The sequence below is a fragment of the Cryptosporangium sp. NPDC051539 genome, from assembly GCF_044454545.1.
Taxonomy (GTDB): Bacteria; Actinomycetota; Actinomycetes; order Mycobacteriales; family Cryptosporangiaceae; genus Cryptosporangium.
Genome location: NZ_JBITDV010000004.1, coordinates 512,658 through 529,579 on the forward strand (window position 1 = coordinate 512,658; position 16,922 = coordinate 529,579).

The window sequence follows — 16,922 nt, forward strand, 5'->3', positions numbered from 1 at the left end:
CTGACGCGCCGGAACGACCTCGCGCGGGCATGACACCATGTCGCAAACAGTGACTACGGGGGAGGCGATCAGCGGGTGAGCACGGTGACCGCACCGGCTCCACCGGTCGGGCTGCCCCCGCTCGCCGCCGGGCCGAGCTCCGGGCCCGTCCCGCTCCGGCCGCTCTCGGTCGGCGAGATCCTCGACGGCGGCATGGACCTGCTGCGACGCCACCCCGGGCCGACGCTCGGCGTGGCGTCGGTGATGGTCTGCATCCAGCTGCTGATCAGCGTCCCGCTCTGGTGGGTGGTGACCAGCCTGCTCAGCCGGGAGTCGAGCTCGGCCGGCACCGACTTCCTGCTGTTCCTCCTGACGCTGACGCTCGCCTCGGTCGTGGCCTCGCTGGGTTCCACCGTGGCCGCGGTGATGACCAGCGCGTCGGCCGCGATCGCGGTGGCGCAGGAAGCGGCGGGCGCGCCGGCGACGCTGGCCGCGGTCTGGGCCCGGATGCGGCCCGTGCTCGGCCGGCTGACCGTGCTCGCGCTGGCCCTGACCGGCCTGAACACGGTGATCGCGGCGATACCGGTGATCGGGTACTTCGTGCCGCTGTTCGGCGGCCTGATGCGACTTTCGGTGCTGGTGATGGTGTTCGAGGGCGCGTCGATCGGCACCGCGTTGAAGCGGGGGATGCAGGTCGGCGGCGGCACCGGGGCATCACTCTTCCGCCAGCTCGGGATCCGGCTGCTGGCCGGTCTGGTGAGCGGTGTCGTCTGGCTGATGCTGTTCCTGCCGCTGACGCTCATCGGCAGCCTGGTCGTGGAGGCCGTGGTCGGCGACGATCCGCTGGTCAGCGGCGACCACGGGGCACTACTGCTGCTGTCGATCTCGATCGCGGTCGCGTACTACCTGCCGCTGGTCATCGTCTGGGCGTTCCGGTCGGGGATCGACACGCTGCTGTACCTCGACGGGCGCATGCGGACCGAAGCGCTGGACGTGGAGTGGGGGCTGGCCGGACGGCTGGCGCGGCGCGGGGGTGCACGGTGAGCGTGACCGGTTTCCTGCTCGGCCTGCCGGCCGAGCCGTATCCGCGCCAGCCGTCGGCCGACGAGGCCGCCGACGAGCTGTCCAAGCAGATCTATCAGGACGAGAAGCCGTCGCTGATCCAACGAATGGTCGAGTGGGTCCAGGACACGCTGCGGCACCTGATGGACGGCGCGAGCAACGCCGGGCCGGGCGGCGGGATCGGGCTGCTGATCTTCCTGGCCGTCGTCGCGGCCATCGTCGCGCTGCTGATCTGGAAATTCGGGGTGCCGGGCCGGTCCGCGCGGGTGCGCCGGGCCACCGACCCGGTGACACCGACGCGGACCGCGACCGAGCACGAGGCCCAGGCCGACGCGTACGCCGCCGAGGGCAAGTGGGCCGAGGCGCTGCGCGAGCGGTTGCGCGGCATCGTGGCCGGGCTGGTGGCGCGGGACCTGGTCGACAACCGGCCCGGGCGCACGGCGTACGAGCTGTCGTCGGAGGCCGGTGCGGTGCTGCCGACGGTCGCGTCCGACCTGGCCGAGGCGGCCGAACTGTTCTCCGAAGTCTGGTACGGCGGCCGTTCGGCGACCGCGGAACACGACGCGCGGATGCGCGAGATCGCCCGCGCCGTCGCGGCCGCGCGAGCGAGCGAGGGCGCACTGGTCGGAGCCGAGACGTGGGTGGCACCGGGAACGGGCGGATCCGCCCGTCCGGAGCCGGACGGAACGGACGGTGAGGGGCGGTGACCGTGACGGCCGCCGCACCGCCGGCCGGTCAGCGGTCGCCCTGGCGGGTCCGGATCGTGCTCGGTGCGGCGCTGGTCGCGCTGGTCACGGCCGCGATCTTCGTGCTGAACGGCACCGGGCCGTCCGGCCCCAAGATCCCGCTCGACCCGGACGGCGCCTACCCCGACGGGACGCGGGCGCTCGCCGTGCTGCTCGGCAACCACGGGCACCCCCTGACCGAGGTCGACACGATCGACGAGACGCTCACCGGCGCGTCCGACGGCGACGTGACGATCGTCGTGGCGTTCCCGTACAACCTCGGCCGGGACAGCCTGCGCAAGCTCGCCGATCTGCCCGACACCGTCCGCGTCGTGTTCCTCCAGCCCGACACGTTCACGCTCGACGACCTGGACGTCGGCGTCGGAATCGACACCGCGAGCCTGAACGACACCACCGAGCCGGACTGCGGCCTCGCGGAGGCCCGCTCGGCGGGCAACGCGGAGATGGGTGGCTACCACTACGTCGCCGAAGGCGGCACCACGCTCACCGCCTGCTACGACCGCACGCTCGCCGTCCTCGACCGCCCGTCCAAGGCCGAACTGGTCTTCGTCGGCGCCGCCGACGCGATGACGAACAAGCACCTCGCCGAGCACGGCAACGCGGCGCTCTCACTCGGCCTGCTCTCCGCCCACCGCGGCGTCGTCTGGATGCAACGGGTGACGCCGGAGGCGATCGCCCAGGACGAGCCCCGCTCGTTGACCGACCTGCTCCCGGGCTGGATCCCGACCACGCTCTGGATGCTGCTCGCGGCCGGCGTCCTGGCCGCGTTCTGGCGCGGTCGCCGGTTGAGCGCGCCGATCGCCGAACCGCTGCCGGTCATCGTCCGGTCGACCGAGACCGTCGAGGGCCGGGCCCGCCTCTACCAGCGGGCCCGGGCCCGTCCGGAGGCCGCCGAGGCGCTCCGTGGCGCCGCGCTCGCCCGGCTGCTGCCGGTGATCGGGCTCGGCTCGCACCCGGAGCCCCGTGAGGTCTGCGACGCGGTCGCCGACCGCTCCGGCTGGCCCGCCGCGACCGTCGGACAGCACCTCTACGGGCCGCCGCCGGCCGACGACCAGGCGCTGGTCGTTCTCGCCGACGCTCTGGACGCGCTGGTGACGGCCGTGATGAGCCCGACTCGCAGACCTGGAACGACCACTGACGAAGGACAACCGTCGTGACCGATGCGTCCGTACAGTTCTCTCCCACGCCGAGCGTCACCACCGGTGCCGAGGCGGCCCGGGCGGCACTCGGCCGGCTCCGTAGCGAGGTCGGCAAGGTCGTCATCGGCCAGGACGCGGTGCTCACCAGCATGGTGATCGCGCTGCTCTGCCGCGGCCACGTGCTGCTCGAGGGCGTCCCCGGCACGGCGAAGACCCTGCTGGTCCGGACGCTCGCCGCGGCGCTGTCGCTGGACTCCAAGCGGGTCCAGTTCACGCCCGACCTGATGCCCGGTGACGTCACCGGCTCGCTGGTGTACGACGCCCGCACGGCCGAGTTCGAGTTCCGGGAGGGCCCGGTCTTCACGAACTTGCTGCTCGCCGACGAGATCAACCGGACGCCGCCCAAGACTCAGGCGTCGTTGCTGGAGTCGATGGAGGAGCGGCAGGTCACGGTCGACGGCACCCCGCGCAAGCTGCCCGACCCGTTCGTGGTGGCCGCCACCCAGAACCCGCTGGAGTTCGAGGGCACGTACCCGCTGCCCGAGGCCCAGCTCGACCGGTTCCTGCTCAAGGTCGACGTGCCGCTGCCCTCGCGCGACGCCGAACTGCGGGTGCTGGCCGCGCACCACCACGGTTTCGACCCCCGAGACCTGTCGTCGGTCCAGCCGGTCGCGTCGGCCGCCGACCTGGCCGCCGCCCGCGAGGCGGTGGCCCGCACGGTCCAGGTCGCCGATCCGGTCATGGGCTACGTCGTCGACGTCTGCCGGGCCACCCGGACGTCGCCGTCGCTGTCGGCCGGTGCCTCGCCCCGGGGAGCGACCGCGCTGCTGGGGACCGCGAAGGCGTGGGCCTGGCTGTCCGGACGCGACTACGTCACCCCGGACGACGTGAAGGCGCTGGCCCGCCCGACGCTGCGGCACCGGATCGTGCTCCGTCCGGAGGCCGAACTGGACGGTGCGACGCCGGACGGCGTCCTGGACTCGGTGCTGGCCACCGTGCCCACCCCGCGCTGAGATGATCACGGGCCGGGTCGTCCTGCTCTGCGTCGCCGGGGCGGTGGTCAGCGCGCTGCTGCCCTGGCACGCGCGCTCGGCCCAGCTCTGGCTGCTGGCGCTCGCGCTGGTCAGCATCGCCGACTGGCTGCTCGCCGGCGCGGCGGGCAAGGTGACGTTCCGCCGCCGGGGTGCCACCCATACCCGGCTGGGCGAGTCGGCGGTGGTCACGCTGGTCGCCACGAACACCGGACGGCGGACCGTGCGTGCCCGCGTCCGGGACGCGTGGGTGCCCTCAGCCGGCGCTTCCCCCTACGTCCACCACGTGGTTTTGAAGGCCGGTGCGACCGCGAGGCTCGACACCACCCTCACCCCGACGCGGCGGGGAGACCGGCCGGCGGTGGCCGTGACGGTCCGGTCGACCGGACCGCTGGGGCTGGCGTACCGGCAGACGCGCCGTCGGCGGAACCGGCGGCTGACGCCGGCGTGGACGATGCGCACGTTGCCGCCGTTCGCCTCACGGCGGTTCCTGCCCGAGAAGCTGTCGCGGCTGCGGCGCCTGGACGGGTCGCTCGCGGTGCGAGCACGCGGGCAGGGCACCGAGTTCGACGCGCTGCGCGAGTACGTCCCCGGGGACGACGCCCGGTCGATCGACTGGCGGGCGACGGCCCGGCGCAGCGAGGTCGTGGTGCGGACCTGGCGCCCGGAGCGCGACCGCAGGCTCGTGCTGGTGGTCGACACCGGCCGGACGTCGGCGGCGCGGGTCGGCGACATGCCCCGGCTGGACGCCGCGATGGACGCGTGCCTGCTGCTGGCCGCGGTGGCCGCCAAGGCGGGCGACCGGGTGGAGCTGTTCGCCGCGGACGTGGCGCTGCGGACGTCGGTGCGGGGCAAGGGGCACGGCAGCGTGGTCGCGTCGATCGGCGAGGCGCTGGCGCCGGTCGAGCCGCGGCTGGTGGAGTCCGACTTCGATCTGGTCGTGTCCGAGGTGCTCGTGCGGGCCCGGAAGCGGTGCCTGGTGGTGCTCTTCACCGCGATCGAGCCGGCGCCGCTCGCGGAGGGGCTGCTGCCGGTGCTGAGCCGGCTGACCGACCGGCACACGGTGGTGCTGGCCGCGGTCGGAGACCCGGCCGCCGCCGCGATGGAGGGGCAGCGCGGGACCTCCGAGGCGATCTACCAGGCGGCCGCGGCGGCCCGCGGCGACGCCGAGCGGCGCCGGATCGTCACCGCGATGCGCAGCCGTGGGGTCGAGGTGGTGGACGCTCCGGCCGACGTCTTCGCGTCGACGGTCACCGACACGTACCTGGCGATGAAGGCGGCCGGGCGGCTGTAGGTCACGCCGAGGCGGCCGCGGTGTACGCGTCGATCTCGGACTCCAGTTCCTTCTTCAGCGAGTCCGGTGCGAACGACGCCCGCACCCCGGCCTTCGCCAGCGACGCCACCCCGGCCGCGTCGAGGTCCAGGAGGTCGGCGGCGACCCGGTACTCCTGCTCCAGCGTCGTGCCGAACATCGGCGGGTCGTCGGAGTTGATCGTCACGAACAGCCCGGCTTCCACCATGCCCGGCAGCGGGTGCTCGGCCAGGCTCGGGACCGCCCGGGTGCGCAGGTTCGACGTCGGGCACACCTCGAGCGGGATCTGGTGCTCGGCGAGGTAGCCCACGAGCTCGCGGTCGCCCAATGCGCTGGTGCCGTGGCCGATCCGCTCGGCGCCGAGCTGACGGATCGCGTCCCAGATCGTCTCCGGGCCGGTCGTCTCGCCGGCGTGCGGCATCGAGTGCAGTCCGGCCGCGCGCGCCTGGTCGAAGTACGGCTTGAACTGCGGCCGGGGCACACCGATCTCCGGGCCGCCGAGGCCGAACGCGATCAGCCCGTCCGGGCGCTGCTCCAGCGCGGTCTTCAGCGTCGACTCCGCCGCCGGGAGGCCGGCCTCGCCGGGGATGTCGAAGCACCACACCATCTCGATGCCGAGATCCCGCCGGGCGGCGCTGCGGGCCTCTTCGAGCGCCTCGCAGTAGGCCTCGGGCGCCATGCCGCGGACCGTGTGCGAGTACGGGGTCGCGGTGAGCTCGACGTACCTGACCTGCTGCCGGGCGAGCCCGCGGGCGACCTCGAACGTGAGGATCCGGACGTCCTCGGGGTCGCGGACCAGGTCGGCGACCGCGATGTAGACCTCGATGAAGTGTGCGAAGTCGCGGAACTCGAAGAACTTCTCCAGCGCGTCCAGGTCGGCGGGCACGTTCGTGCTTCCGGCGTGACGTGCGGCGAGTTCGGCCACCGCCTGCGGCGAGGCCGACCCGACGTGATGCACGTGCAGCTCGACCTTGGGCAGGTCGGAGATAAACGCGTCCAGGTTCACCATGCGTGGACGTTACCACCAACGTGTCAACGTTCCGGGAAGCCACGGGACCCTGAGCGTCAGACCGTCGGGGCCAGGTCTTCTCGTTCGCCGAGCGCCAGGTCACCGGTCTCGCCGGCGCGGGCGGCCCGGCCGCCGAGCACCACGATGTAGGTGAGGAAACCCCCGAACGCGACCACGCCGATCGAGATGCGTGCCCACGTCGGCAACCCCGACGGCGTCACGAACGCCTCGATCACACCGGAGATCGCCAGCACCACGACCAGCCCGAGCGCGATGAGCACCGCGGCCCGGGACGTCTCGGCCAGCGCCTGGGCACGGGTCCGGCCGCGGCCGGGCGCGATCCAGGACCAGCCGATCCGCAGGCCCGCACCGGCGGCCACGAACACGGCGGTGAGCTCCAGCAACCCGTGCGGCGTGATCAGGCCGAAGAACACGTCGGCCTTGCCGTACGCCACCATCACGCCGCCGATCTCGCCGACGTTGACCGCGTTCTGCACGAGCACGATCAGCACCGGGAAAATCAGCACACCGGAGAACAGGCAGAGCGCGGTGACCAGCGCGTTGTTCGTCCACACCTGGGCGGCGAAATCCTGCGCCGGGTTCTCCGAGTAGTAGTCGGCGAAGTCGTGCTCGACGAGTTGCTTCAGCACCGAGTCCGGCGCGAGCTGCGCGGCCAGCGCGGGGTGCGTCCCGAACCACGCGATCATTCCGAACGCGATCGCCGAGAACGCGGTCGCGACGCCGCACCACCACGGCCAGGCCCGGTACACGGCGACCGGGAAACCGACGGTGAAGAACCGGGCGAACGTGAGCCACGACGGCGCACTAGTGCCGGTGACCGCCGACCGGGCTCGCGCCACCAGCCGCGACAGCCGTCCGACCAGCGCGGGGTCGGGCGCGCGGCTCTGCACCGCGGAGAGGTGCGTCGCCGCACGCTGGTAGAGCGCGATCAGCTCGTCGCTCTCCTGGCCGGTGAGGCGCCGCCGGCCGAGCAGCTGCTCGAGCCGGCGCCACTCCCCCTCGTGTTCGGCCACGTAGGCGTCGACATCCACGGCAAAACACTATCGGTCCAGCGCTAACGCTCAGCCCACGCGAGCGACGGACTCAGGCCAGCGAGATCGAGTCGCCGTTGACCGTGACGTTCTTCGACTCCAGCGGCTTCGTCGCCGGGCCGGCCGTCGGCGAACCGTCGCTGATCGAGAACTTGCTGCCGTGGCACGGGCAGTCGATCGTCTTCTCGACCTTGTTCACCTTGCAGCCCTGGTGGGTGCAGACGTTCGAGAAGGCTTTGATCGTCCCGGCCTGCGGCTGGGTGATCACCACGTCGTCGAGGATCTTGCCGCCGCCGACCGGGATGTCGGCGACTTTCGCGATCGCGTCGGCGGCGGGCGCGTCGGCGCCCCCGGTCGTCGCACCCGCGCTCGGAGCGGCCGGCGCGCTGGAGGCGGGAGCGGAGTCACCGCTGCCGCTGTCGCCGTAGGTCGAGCAGGCGCTGGCGACCAGCGTCACGCCGACCGCGCCGGCGCCGGCCAGCACCGTGCGCCGGTTGAGCAAGCCCCGGATCTCGGTATCCATACGTTCTCCTCGGTTAGGCTGAGCTTTGTAGTAGTACATGTAGTAGTTGAGTGCTCAATCAGTAGCACAGACCGCTACGGCTCAGCCAGGCCACCACAGATGTTCACAGGCACCGCAGAGGATCACGGGACCGGGCCCGAAAAAGTTCAGAACTGGCCCGGCGACTAGAACTGGAAGCCGGAAGTCCCGAAGAACCAGGCCGCCGAGGTGGCCCATACGCCCACGAGCGCGGCGAACACCGCCCCGCCGAACAGCGGCAGCACCCACCCGGCCAGCCCGTGCTTCGTCAGCACCAGCATCTTCGTCGTGAACACCCCGAAGAACAGGCAGCCCAGGATCGAGTGGGCCAGAGTTCGCGCACTGTAATCGGCGAACCCCAGCGCGTACAGGCAGTGGATGACGACCGGGATGGTCAGCACGAACGCGACCCGGCCCGACCAGCGGTGCACCGGGCTCACCCACGAGCCCCGGAGCGGCAGCTTGCCCCACATCGCGAGCGCGGTGATCAGCTGCACGACCGCGAGCACGACCGCGACCGTCGCCAGCCACACCTTGACCTGCAACGGCCCCGAGAAACCGGCGACGCTGACCGCGATGCCGGTCGGGGTGTGCAGCTTGCCGTAGGTGCCCAGCACCACGGCGACGCCGGCGCCGATCGCCACCGGCACGATGAGCTTGGCCACGGTCGACGTGGTAGCCGGGCGCAGCGGCGGCGGCGGGGGGCCCGTCGCCGCCGTCGTCCGCAGCACGGTGGGGTCGGTCCGGGACGCCGCGGGCCGGGGCTGGGGCACCTGGAAGGCGCGGGTGGGGGCTTCGTCGGGATCGGGGTTCCAGGTCATCGGAGGCTCCTACGCAGCCGGCTCGGCCTCGGCGACCGCCACTCGGCCGCCGTCGATCGTCGAGGTCTTGGTCTTGAGATCGATCAGCGGCGCCGGCTCCGGGGCGCCGTCCACGCTGGCGACGCCGACCTGGCTGCCGTCGGGCAGCACGATCCAGCCGGCCACCACGCGGGCACCCTTCACGGTCGCGGTACCCCGGTAGACCCCGGACGGCGAGGTCACCAGCGGAGCGTCGAACTTCCACTTCTGGCCGCCCGCGGTCACCGTGCCGGCCGCCTTGGTGCGTCCGTAGGTGCCGGTGAGCGTTCCGCCCGGGGCGCCCTTGAGGTCGAGGTCGCCGCCGTCGGCCGGACCCTGCATCCAGGCCTCGGTCTTCTTGCCGTCGCAGAAGTAAGCAACCGCCTGGCCGTTCTTGACCGATATCGCTACCGTCGCCCTGCCTCCTTCGACTCGTCCGGCGAAGACCGCCTTCCGGGTCGCGGGAGTGGCCGGCTTCGTGCTGCCGCCCGCGCTCGGCGCGGGGCTGGCAGAAGAGGGGATGGCGCTGGGCGCCGCACTCGGCTGGGATGTATTGGCGGCGGGCGCAGCCGTGCTGGTGCTCTCGTGGTTGGCCTGCGAGCTGAGAGTCAGTAGCACAGCGGCGACCACCGCTCCGGACAGGAGGGTGAGGAGTGGTCCTCTGTGGCTCATGACGTCTCCAGGTCTGGCCGCAACGGTGTCCCCTTCACTGTGAGGGCGGGCGCCACCCCACGTCCGTGCAGAATTACGCACAAGGCGCCGCATGTCGCCTACCGGACAGTGCTGCGATGAGCGCTGTCCCGCATTTGCCGCCGACCGTACAGCCGCTGCGGGCCGTGGTCTGGCTGATGCATCTGCTGGTGCCCCTCGGTGGTCTCGCGCTGCTGCTGGTGCACCCGCAGGCCGACGTCCTCTGGCACCATCCGCCGAGCCATTTCTGGCTGGTGATGAACGTCGCCGGGATCAGCCTGCTGCCCGGTATCGCGATGACGAACGCGGCCATGAACCGGCGTGATGCCCGGTTGTTCCTGGTCTCGCTGTGCTTCCTCTCGTCCGCCGGGTTCTTCCTGCTGCACGCGCTCGCGACGCCGCTCGTCCTGGTCGACCACGCGAACCTCGGCTTCGATCTCTCCCAGCCGACCGGGCTGGCGATCTCCGCGGTGTTCGCGGCGGTGTCGTCGCTGCCGCTGAACTCCGACAAGGTGCTCGCCGTCCGGCGTCCGCTCTGGGTGGGCCTCACCGTGCTGATGGTGGCCTGGGGCGCCGCCACGCTGCTCGACCTGCCGCCGCTGAACGCCCGGCAGCAGACCCGCGACGCCGAGGGCCCGTTCGCGGTCGTCGCGCTGCTCGCGGTGGTGCTGTACCTGGTGGCCGCGTGGCGGTACTTCCAGCTGCACCGGCGGGCTCCGGCGGCCGCGCTGGTCAGCATCCTCACCGCGTTCGTGCTGCTGGCCGAGGCGATGGTCGCGGTGACGCTGGCCGACAAATGGCACCTGTCGTGGTGGGAGTGGCACGTCCTGCTGGTGTTCGCGTTCGGCTTCGTCGCCTACAGCGCGTACATCCAGTACCAGAAGGAGGGCTCCAGCGCCGGGCTGTTCGACGGCGTGATGCTCGCGCCCGCCGTCCGCGCGGTCCGGGCGCAGTACGAGTCGGCCTTGGAGGAACTCGTCACGCTGCTCCGGGAGCGCGAGCGCAGCGGGCGGTCCACGGTGGAGCCGATCGCACTGCAGATGGCGCACCGGTTCGGTCTCACCGAGCGTCAGGCGGTCGTCCTCGAGCGGGCCGGCACCGCGCTCGCCGCCGAGCGGGAGCTCTCCGCCGTGCTCGGTGCGCTGGTCGCGGTCGGCGAGCGGGTCCGCGTCGGTCTGAGTGAACGCGAGCTCCTCGAGGAGGTACTGATCCGCGTGCGTCCGGCGTACGGCGCCGTCGAGGTCGGCCTCGTCAACAACGGCGTTCTGGACGTCGCCGGGCGCGCCTATTCTCCGGCCGAACTCGGAGCCCGCGGGCCGTATCGCGACGCCGATCGCCTGGTGTTCCCGCTCACAGTGAAGGGCCAGGTGGCCGGCGTCGTCGAGGTACCGGCCCGGGCCGGTTCGGAAACCTGGTCCGCGCTGGCCGCGACGCTGGCGAACCAGCTCTCGATCGCGGTCGAGAACGCCCGCCTCTACGCCGAGCTGAGCACGCTGTTCCGCCAGTACATGTCGCCGGACGTGGCGGCTTCGCTGCTCGCCGACCCGGCGCAGGCGGCCCTGGGCGGCTCGATCGTCGAGGTCACGGCACTGTTCGCGGACCTGCGCGGGTTCACCACGTTCTCCGAGAAAGTGGATCCGGGCGAGATCGTGACGATGCTCAACCGGTACCACGGTGTTGCGGTGCCGTGCATCCTCGACAATGGAGGGACGGTCGTCCAGTTCGTCGGCGACGCCCTGCTGGCCCTGTTCAACGCGCCCGCCCGGCAGCCCGACCACGCGCTGCGGGCGGTGCGCGCCGGACTGGCCCTGCAGGCGGCCGTGGACGTGATCGCGGACGGGCATCCCGGCTGGCCGCGGTTCCGGGTCGGCATCAACACCGGGGACGCTCTGGTGGGCAACATCGGCAGCGAGACGCTGAGGGGATTCAACGCCATGGGTGACGCAGTGAACGTCGCCGCGCGGCTGCAGACGCTGGCTCAGCCGGGTCAGGTCGTGGTGGGTGAGGCGACGATGCGGCAGCTGGCCTTCCCGGCGTCGATCTCGTATTCGCTCGGCGACCTGACCGTGAAGGGCCGGTCGCAGCCGGTGCGGGCGCACGTGGTGGCCGCGTTGTGAGCACCGTGCCGCCGTCCGAAGACTTCTGGGGTTCACTCGAGCCGTTCGAAGCCGCGGACTTCCTGGCGGTGGCGCGGCCCCGGTCGTGGGGGCGCGGTGAGGTGCTGTTCCACGAGGGTGACGAGTCCGACTCGGTGCTGGTGCTCGTCAGCGGGCGGGTGAAGGCCTATTCGAGCACCGGCGGCGGTACCGAGGTGCTGCTGGCCGTGCGCGGGCCGGGTGCGCTGGTCGGGGAGCTCGCCGCGATCGACGAGCGGCCGCGGTCGGCGACCGTGGAGGCGCTGGAGCCGGTGACCGCGCTGGTGCTGCCGCTGGCGTCGTTCGAGGAGTACCTGCGGGAGCACGGCCGGCTGGCGCTGCTGCTCGCCCGGATGATCTCCGGCCGGCTCCGGGACGCCGACCGGAAGCGGATCGAGTTCGGGGCGCACGACACGCTCGGGCGGGTCGCCGCCCGCCTGGTCGAGCTGGCCGATCGATTCGGCCAGCCGACCGAGGAAGGCATCCGGATCGCGCTGCCGCTCTCCCAGGACGAGCTGGCCGGCTGGATCGGCGCGTCCCGGGAGGCCGTCAGCAAGGCCCTCCAGGCCCTCCGAGCCGACGGCGTCATCCGCACGTCCCGAATGACCGTGGTGATCCGCGACCTGAAGGCCCTGAGAACCCGAGCCCTGGACTTCTGACCCCCGCAGCCCCACGTCAGTGGTCGTAGGCGATCAGTGATCGGGTGACCGGTTGGCCGGTGTGGTCGTTGTGCCGGATCGCGGCGGTCAGCGCGAGGAGGCGTTGGGCGACGCGGACGCCGACGCCGGTCAGGGTGCGTCGGTGAGCTGGTGTCCGAACTCGCGGCGCGACATCGCGTTCGTCGGTTTTCGCGCCGGCCAGGGCCCAGGTGACCGGCAGGCCGGCCGGGGATGGCGACCAGGTGCAGGCGCAGGCCCCAGAACCAGCGGGGGTGGGAGGCTGTTTCCCGGGAGTTCCCGCAGCCGACCGGAGTGGAGCCGGCCAGCCAGACGTCGTCGCGCCAGAACATGGTGTCGCGAGCCGGCTCACGCATGACGTGTGCGAGCAGGCCACCGGTCGCGGGGAGACAGTCGAGCCCACCGACGCCGCACCCCCACCGAATTCCCCACAAAGAAGCCGCACCCAATCACCGAGCGCCGCCACCCGAGACCCGTCCTAACCCGGAGCCCGCCCAGGGCGGCGCTGACAGTCGAGCGCGCCGACGCCGTGGCCCCAGGGATCCCGCCATAAGGAGGCGCGCTCGCCTGTCAGCGTCGTCCTGGGCGGGCCGCCCACTATTGGGCTAGGTAGAAGAGGAGGTCTTGCCGCGTCAAGATCCCGATCGGCTTGCCGTCTTCGAGCACCACGGCCGCGTCCGAAGCCTCGACCGCCTTCATCGCGACGTCGACGGTCTCGCCGGAACCGACCGCCGGGAGCTGCGGGCCCATGTGCTGCTCGACCGCGTCGCTCAGCGCCGCCCGGCGCTCGAACAACGCGTCCAGCAGCGCCGCCTCGCTGACCGACCCGGCCACCTCCGCCGCCATCACCGGCGGCTCGGCCCGCACGACCGGCATCTGCGAGACGTGGTACTCGCGCATGATGTCGATCGCGGTCTTCACGGTCTCGTTCGGGTGCGTGTGGACGAGCTGAGGAATCCCCTCGCTCTTGGCCCGCAGCACCTCCCCGACCGTGATGCCACCGGGCACGTTCTCGGCCAGGTTCAGGAAGCCGTACCCGGCCATCCACTCGTCGTTGAAGATCTTCGACAGGTAGCCCCGGCCACCGTCCGGCAACAGCACGACGACGACCGCGTCCGGGCCGGCCTCGCGGGCCACCTTCAGCGCCCCGGCGACCGCCATCCCGCACGACCCGCCGACCAGCAGACCTTCCTCGCGCGCCAGCCGGCGCGTGACGAGGAACGACTCGGCGTCGGAGATCGCCACGACCTCGTCGGTCACCGTCGGGTCGTACGCGCTCGGCCAGAAATCTTCCCCGACGCCCTCGACCAGGTACGGACGCCCGGTGCCGCCGGAGTACACCGAACCCTCCGGGTCGACGCCGACGATCTTCACCGTGCGGCCGGCTTCGGCGGCCTTCTCCTTGAGGTACCGGCCGGTGCCGGTGATCGTGCCGCCGGTGCCGATGCCGGTGACGAAGTGCGTCACCCGGCCGTCGGTGTCGTTCCAGACCTCCGGGCCGGTCGTCTCGTAGTGGCTGGCCGGGCCCTCGGGGTTGGAGTACTGGTCGGGCTTCCAGGCGCCGTCGATCTCGCGCACGAGCCGGTCGGAGACGTTGTAGTACGAGTCGGGGTGCTCCGGCGGCACCGCGGTCGGGCACACCACGACCTCGGCGCCGTACGCGCGCAGCACGTCCCGCTTGTCTTCGCTGACCTTGTCGGGGCACACGAACACGCACCGGTAGCCCTTGGTCTGGGCCACGATGGCCAGGCCGACGCCGGTGTTTCCGCTGGTCGGCTCCACGATCGTGCCGCCGGGCCGCAGCGCGCCGGACTTCTCGGCCGCCTCGATCATCCGCACCGCGATCCGGTCTTTCACCGAGCCGCCCGGGTTCAGGTACTCCACCTTCGCGAGGACGGTTCCGGAGATGCCTTCGGTGAGGGATCGGAGCTTGACGAGCGGGGTTCCGCCGATCAGGTCGACTACAGACTCGAAGTACCGCACGGCTTGGTCTCCCTGTGGGTGATGCTAGGAATTCCGAGCCTAACCGCCGCCTAACTGCCCAGGTCGGAGCGGGTCGGGTCGGCCGTCTGCCGCGCCGTGCGGATACGTGCCAGCAACTCGTCGGCCTCCGGCTGTTCGACGTCGGCCAGCACGGTCCGGGCCCGCTCGAGGTGGTCGTCGGCGTCCCGCCCCTGGCGGGTCAGCAGCAGTGCGAGCCGCAGCAGCGCGGTGCCCTCGCGCACCCGGTCGCCCACCGCCCGGAACCCGTCCGCCGCTCGGCGCAGCCGCTCCGCCGCCGCGTCCGGGCGGCCCGCCGCCAGGTCGACGTCGGCCAGCGCGACGAGCGTGATGCCGGCACCGGTGTGGTTGCCGCTGCGCTCGGCGAGCACCCGGGCGGCCTCGAGGTGCTCGGTGGCCGGGGCCAGCCGCCCGTCGGCCAGATCGAGCCGCCCGATCTCGCGCAGCGCGGTGATCTCCCACATCGCGTCGCCGAGCCGCCGGAACACCGCCAGCTGCGGGGTGACGAGCTCACGGGCGACCTCGGTGCGGCCGGCCTTGCGGTGCGCCCGGGCCAGCGACGTCCGTGCACGGGCCAGGCCGGCGGCGTCACCGGCCTTGCGGCGGATCTCGACCGCGCCCTGCAGGGTCTGCACGGCCTCGTCGATCCGGCCGAGCGCGACGATCAGGCTGCCCAGCCCGCGCATCGCGGCGGCACGCAGGGCGCGGGCTTCGTCGGCGGACCACGGCGAGGCACCCCGCCCCGGTGGTCCCGGTTCGGCGTGCCGCGCGTCGGCGATCGTCCGGTCGCAGAGGCGGATCGTCCGGTGGTAGTGCTCCTCGGCCTCGCGGAGCCGGCCGACGCTGTGCAGGGAGCTGGCCAGCCGTCGGTGCGCCGCCGCACAGTTCCGTTCGTCGTCGGTCTGCTCCCACCACCCCAGGGACGCACGGGCGTGTGCCAGGCCGAGCTGTACGTCGCCGCTGTACTGGGTGGCGCGCGCCATCGCGAACTCGGCCCTGGCGATCAGCTCCGGGCGGCCGATGGCCGTGGCCGCGGCCAGGCCCGCGTCCCAGAGCCGCCGGGCGTCCGCGTGGTACGGGTAGCGGGAGAACGCCGGCTCGGCGGCGGCGGCCAGCTCCCAGGCGGCCTCGTACTGCGCGACCGCGACCGCGGCGGCGGCCGTCGCGATGATGTTCTCCCGCTCGGCGTCGATAGCGGCGGCGCGCGCCGGCTCGACGCCCACGTAGCCGGGTTCGTAGGCTTCCTGGCCCGGGTCGGTGGAGCCGGCGACCCGGGCCGCGTAGTGGCGGGCCAGCCGGCGCAGCGCGTCCGGGCCCTCGGCGCCGGTGCCCAGTTGCTCGGCGGCGTAGAGCCGGAGCAGGTCGTGCAGGCGGTACCGGTCCGCGGTCACGACCTCGACCAGCTGACGCTCGACCAGGCGGTCGAGTGCGGGCGCCGCGCCGGCCGGGATGAGGTCGGCGAGTGCGGCGGCGGCCGGGGCGTCGAAGTCGGTGCCCGGGTGCGCCCCGAGCCGGCGGAAGACCCGCTGGTGGTAGGCGTCGAGCTCGGTGTAGGTCGCGGCGACGCTGGCACGGACGGCGTCGTGGCCGGAGCTCAGCTCGTCGAGACGGCGTCCCTCGTCGGCCAACCGGTCGGCCATCGTCGCGAGCGACCACGACGGCCGGGCGCGGAGCCTGCTCCCGGCGATCGCGACCGCCAGCGGCAGGTTGCCGCACGCGCGGAGCACGGCCTGGGTGGCGGCCGGGTCGGCGGCCACCCGGTCGGCGCCGGCCAGCCGGACCAGCAGTTCGCGTGCCTCGCCGATCGGAAAGACCTCGAGCCGGACGAGCGTCGCCGCCGCCAGCTCGGCCAGCACCGGCCGGCTGGTCACCAGCACCAGCGAGCCCGGTGCGCCCGGTAACAGCGGGCTGACCTGCCTCGCGGTGCCCGCGTCGTCCAGCACGATCAGGAAACGACGACCGGCGATCCGGGTGCGGTAGCGGGCGGCCAGCGCTTCGGCGTCACCACGCAGCTCTACGGCGTCCGAATCGTCGGAACCGGCACCCAGGCTGCGCAGCAGACGGCCGAGGACATCGGCCGGATCGGCGGGCTCCGGGCCGGCGCCGCGGAGGCGCACGAACAGCACACCGTCGCGATAGCGCGGGCTGAGCCGGTGCGCGACCTGGAGCACGAGCGCGGACTTGCCGACGCCGGCCGGACCGGAGACCGCCACCACCGGAGCGCCGTCTTCGACCGCGGTGAGGATCTCCTGCATCTCGCGCTCGCGCCCGGTGAACAGCGCGGGCGCGGCCGGCAGCTCGGCCGGGACGCGGCCGTCGGCCGGGGCACGCTCGGGTGCCGCCGGAACCGGACGCTGCTGCCAGAGCGCGAGCAGTGCGGTGATCAGCCCGGCGATCGCGACCGCGGGCCAGGCCCACGGCTCCAGCGGAGCCAGCCCGCCGGGAAGCTCGCCGCCGGTGGCGACGTTCACCGCGACCGCGAGGAGCACCGAGGTGACGGCGGACGCCGACGCCAGGGCCACCAGTACCAGCCCTCGGCGCACGTGCGGCTCCCGTCAGCAATGGGTGCGAGTTAGGAGTATCCGGCGGCGCCGCGAGCGTGCGCAAACTCCGGCCCTGCACCCCCCGCCCACCCGCCCCGATACCGGAATCCTTTCTTCTGGATATTCCGGGTCTGACGGATGACCGATAGACGGAGAGTGACATAGC

The 16,922-nt window shown here is 72.6% G+C and carries 14 protein-coding genes and 1 pseudogene; 7 read left to right on the top strand and 8 right to left on the bottom strand.

The window, feature by feature from the left end; all coding sequences use genetic code 11:
- The first annotated feature begins 75 nt into the window (after nt 1–75).
- Genes ACIBZJ_RS16045 through ACIBZJ_RS16065 form a run of 5 tightly spaced genes read left to right on the top strand, consistent with a single transcriptional unit; the run spans nt 76 to nt 5,251 of the window.
- Nucleotides 76–1,023, top strand: a complete 948-nt coding sequence (locus ACIBZJ_RS16045; protein ID WP_395930024.1) for a hypothetical protein — start codon at nt 76–78, stop codon at nt 1,021–1,023.
- Nucleotides 1,020–1,748 (top strand): DUF4129 domain-containing protein, encoded by a 729-nt coding sequence (locus ACIBZJ_RS16050; protein WP_395930026.1) that lies wholly within the window; start codon nt 1,020–1,022, stop codon nt 1,746–1,748. Before ACIBZJ_RS16045 ends, ACIBZJ_RS16050 begins: the two co-directional genes overlap by 4 nt.
- A complete protein-coding gene (locus tag ACIBZJ_RS16055; RefSeq protein ID WP_395930028.1) occupies nt 1,745–2,944 on the top strand; it encodes a DUF4350 domain-containing protein in 1,200 nt (399 codons plus the stop codon). Before ACIBZJ_RS16050 ends, ACIBZJ_RS16055 begins: the two co-directional genes overlap by 4 nt.
- Nucleotides 2,941–3,939 (top strand): AAA family ATPase, encoded by a 999-nt coding sequence (locus ACIBZJ_RS16060; protein ID WP_395930030.1) that lies wholly within the window; start codon nt 2,941–2,943, stop codon nt 3,937–3,939. The genes ACIBZJ_RS16055 and ACIBZJ_RS16060 overlap by 4 nt, the downstream gene beginning before the upstream one ends.
- 1 nt (nt 3,940) lies before the next feature.
- Complete coding sequence (locus ACIBZJ_RS16065; RefSeq protein WP_395930032.1) at nt 3,941–5,251, top strand: DUF58 domain-containing protein; 1,311 nt, start codon at nt 3,941–3,943, stop codon at nt 5,249–5,251.
- Between the two features lies 1 nt (nt 5,252).
- Here ACIBZJ_RS16065 and ACIBZJ_RS16070 read toward each other — a convergent pair whose 3' ends face one another.
- The 5 genes from ACIBZJ_RS16070 to ACIBZJ_RS16090 form a co-directional block, all read right to left on the bottom strand.
- On the bottom strand, nt 5,253–6,278 hold the full coding sequence (locus ACIBZJ_RS16070; RefSeq protein WP_395930035.1) for an adenosine deaminase: 1,026 nt from the start codon (nt 6,276–6,278) through the stop codon (nt 5,253–5,255).
- A gap of 56 nt (nt 6,279–6,334) precedes the next feature.
- Entirely contained in the window at nt 6,335–7,330 is a 996-nt protein-coding gene (locus ACIBZJ_RS16075; RefSeq protein WP_395930037.1) for a stage II sporulation protein M, read from the bottom strand.
- A 52-nt stretch (nt 7,331–7,382) separates the two neighbouring features.
- Complete coding sequence (locus ACIBZJ_RS16080) at nt 7,383–7,853, bottom strand: Rieske (2Fe-2S) protein (protein ID WP_395930039.1); 471 nt, start codon at nt 7,851–7,853, stop codon at nt 7,383–7,385.
- A gap of 164 nt (nt 7,854–8,017) precedes the next feature.
- Complete coding sequence (locus ACIBZJ_RS16085; RefSeq protein WP_395930041.1) at nt 8,018–8,692, bottom strand: DUF6529 family protein; 675 nt, start codon at nt 8,690–8,692, stop codon at nt 8,018–8,020.
- 9 nt (nt 8,693–8,701) lie between these two features.
- Nucleotides 8,702–9,382, bottom strand: a complete 681-nt coding sequence (locus ACIBZJ_RS16090; protein ID WP_395930043.1) for a hypothetical protein — start codon at nt 9,380–9,382, stop codon at nt 8,702–8,704.
- A 116-nt stretch (nt 9,383–9,498) separates the two neighbouring features.
- On the opposite strand from ACIBZJ_RS16090, the gene ACIBZJ_RS16095 reads away from it, so the two are divergent.
- Both ACIBZJ_RS16095 and ACIBZJ_RS16100 read left to right on the top strand, forming a co-directional pair.
- Nucleotides 9,499–11,517 carry an adenylate/guanylate cyclase domain-containing protein gene (locus tag ACIBZJ_RS16095; RefSeq protein ID WP_395930045.1) on the top strand — a complete coding sequence of 673 codons (2,019 nt, stop codon included), beginning with the start codon at nt 9,499–9,501 and terminating at the stop codon, nt 11,515–11,517.
- Complete coding sequence (locus tag ACIBZJ_RS16100) at nt 11,514–12,194, top strand: Crp/Fnr family transcriptional regulator (protein ID WP_395930047.1); 681 nt, start codon at nt 11,514–11,516, stop codon at nt 12,192–12,194. The genes ACIBZJ_RS16095 and ACIBZJ_RS16100 overlap by 4 nt, the downstream gene beginning before the upstream one ends.
- A gap of 16 nt (nt 12,195–12,210) precedes the next feature.
- Here ACIBZJ_RS16100 and ACIBZJ_RS16105 read toward each other — a convergent pair.
- The 3 genes and pseudogenes from ACIBZJ_RS16105 to ACIBZJ_RS16115 form a co-directional block, all read right to left on the bottom strand.
- Nucleotides 12,211–12,583 (bottom strand): annotated as a pseudogene (locus ACIBZJ_RS16105) (IS982 family transposase); the annotation flags it as partial.
- A 226-nt stretch (nt 12,584–12,809) separates the two neighbouring features.
- On the bottom strand, nt 12,810–14,195 hold the full coding sequence (locus ACIBZJ_RS16110; protein WP_395930049.1) for a cystathionine beta-synthase: 1,386 nt from the start codon (nt 14,193–14,195) through the stop codon (nt 12,810–12,812).
- A 50-nt stretch (nt 14,196–14,245) separates the two neighbouring features.
- A complete protein-coding gene (locus ACIBZJ_RS16115) occupies nt 14,246–16,756 on the bottom strand; it encodes an ATP-binding protein (RefSeq protein ID WP_395930051.1) in 2,511 nt (836 codons plus the stop codon).
- Nucleotides 16,757–16,922: the final 166 nt, after the last annotated feature.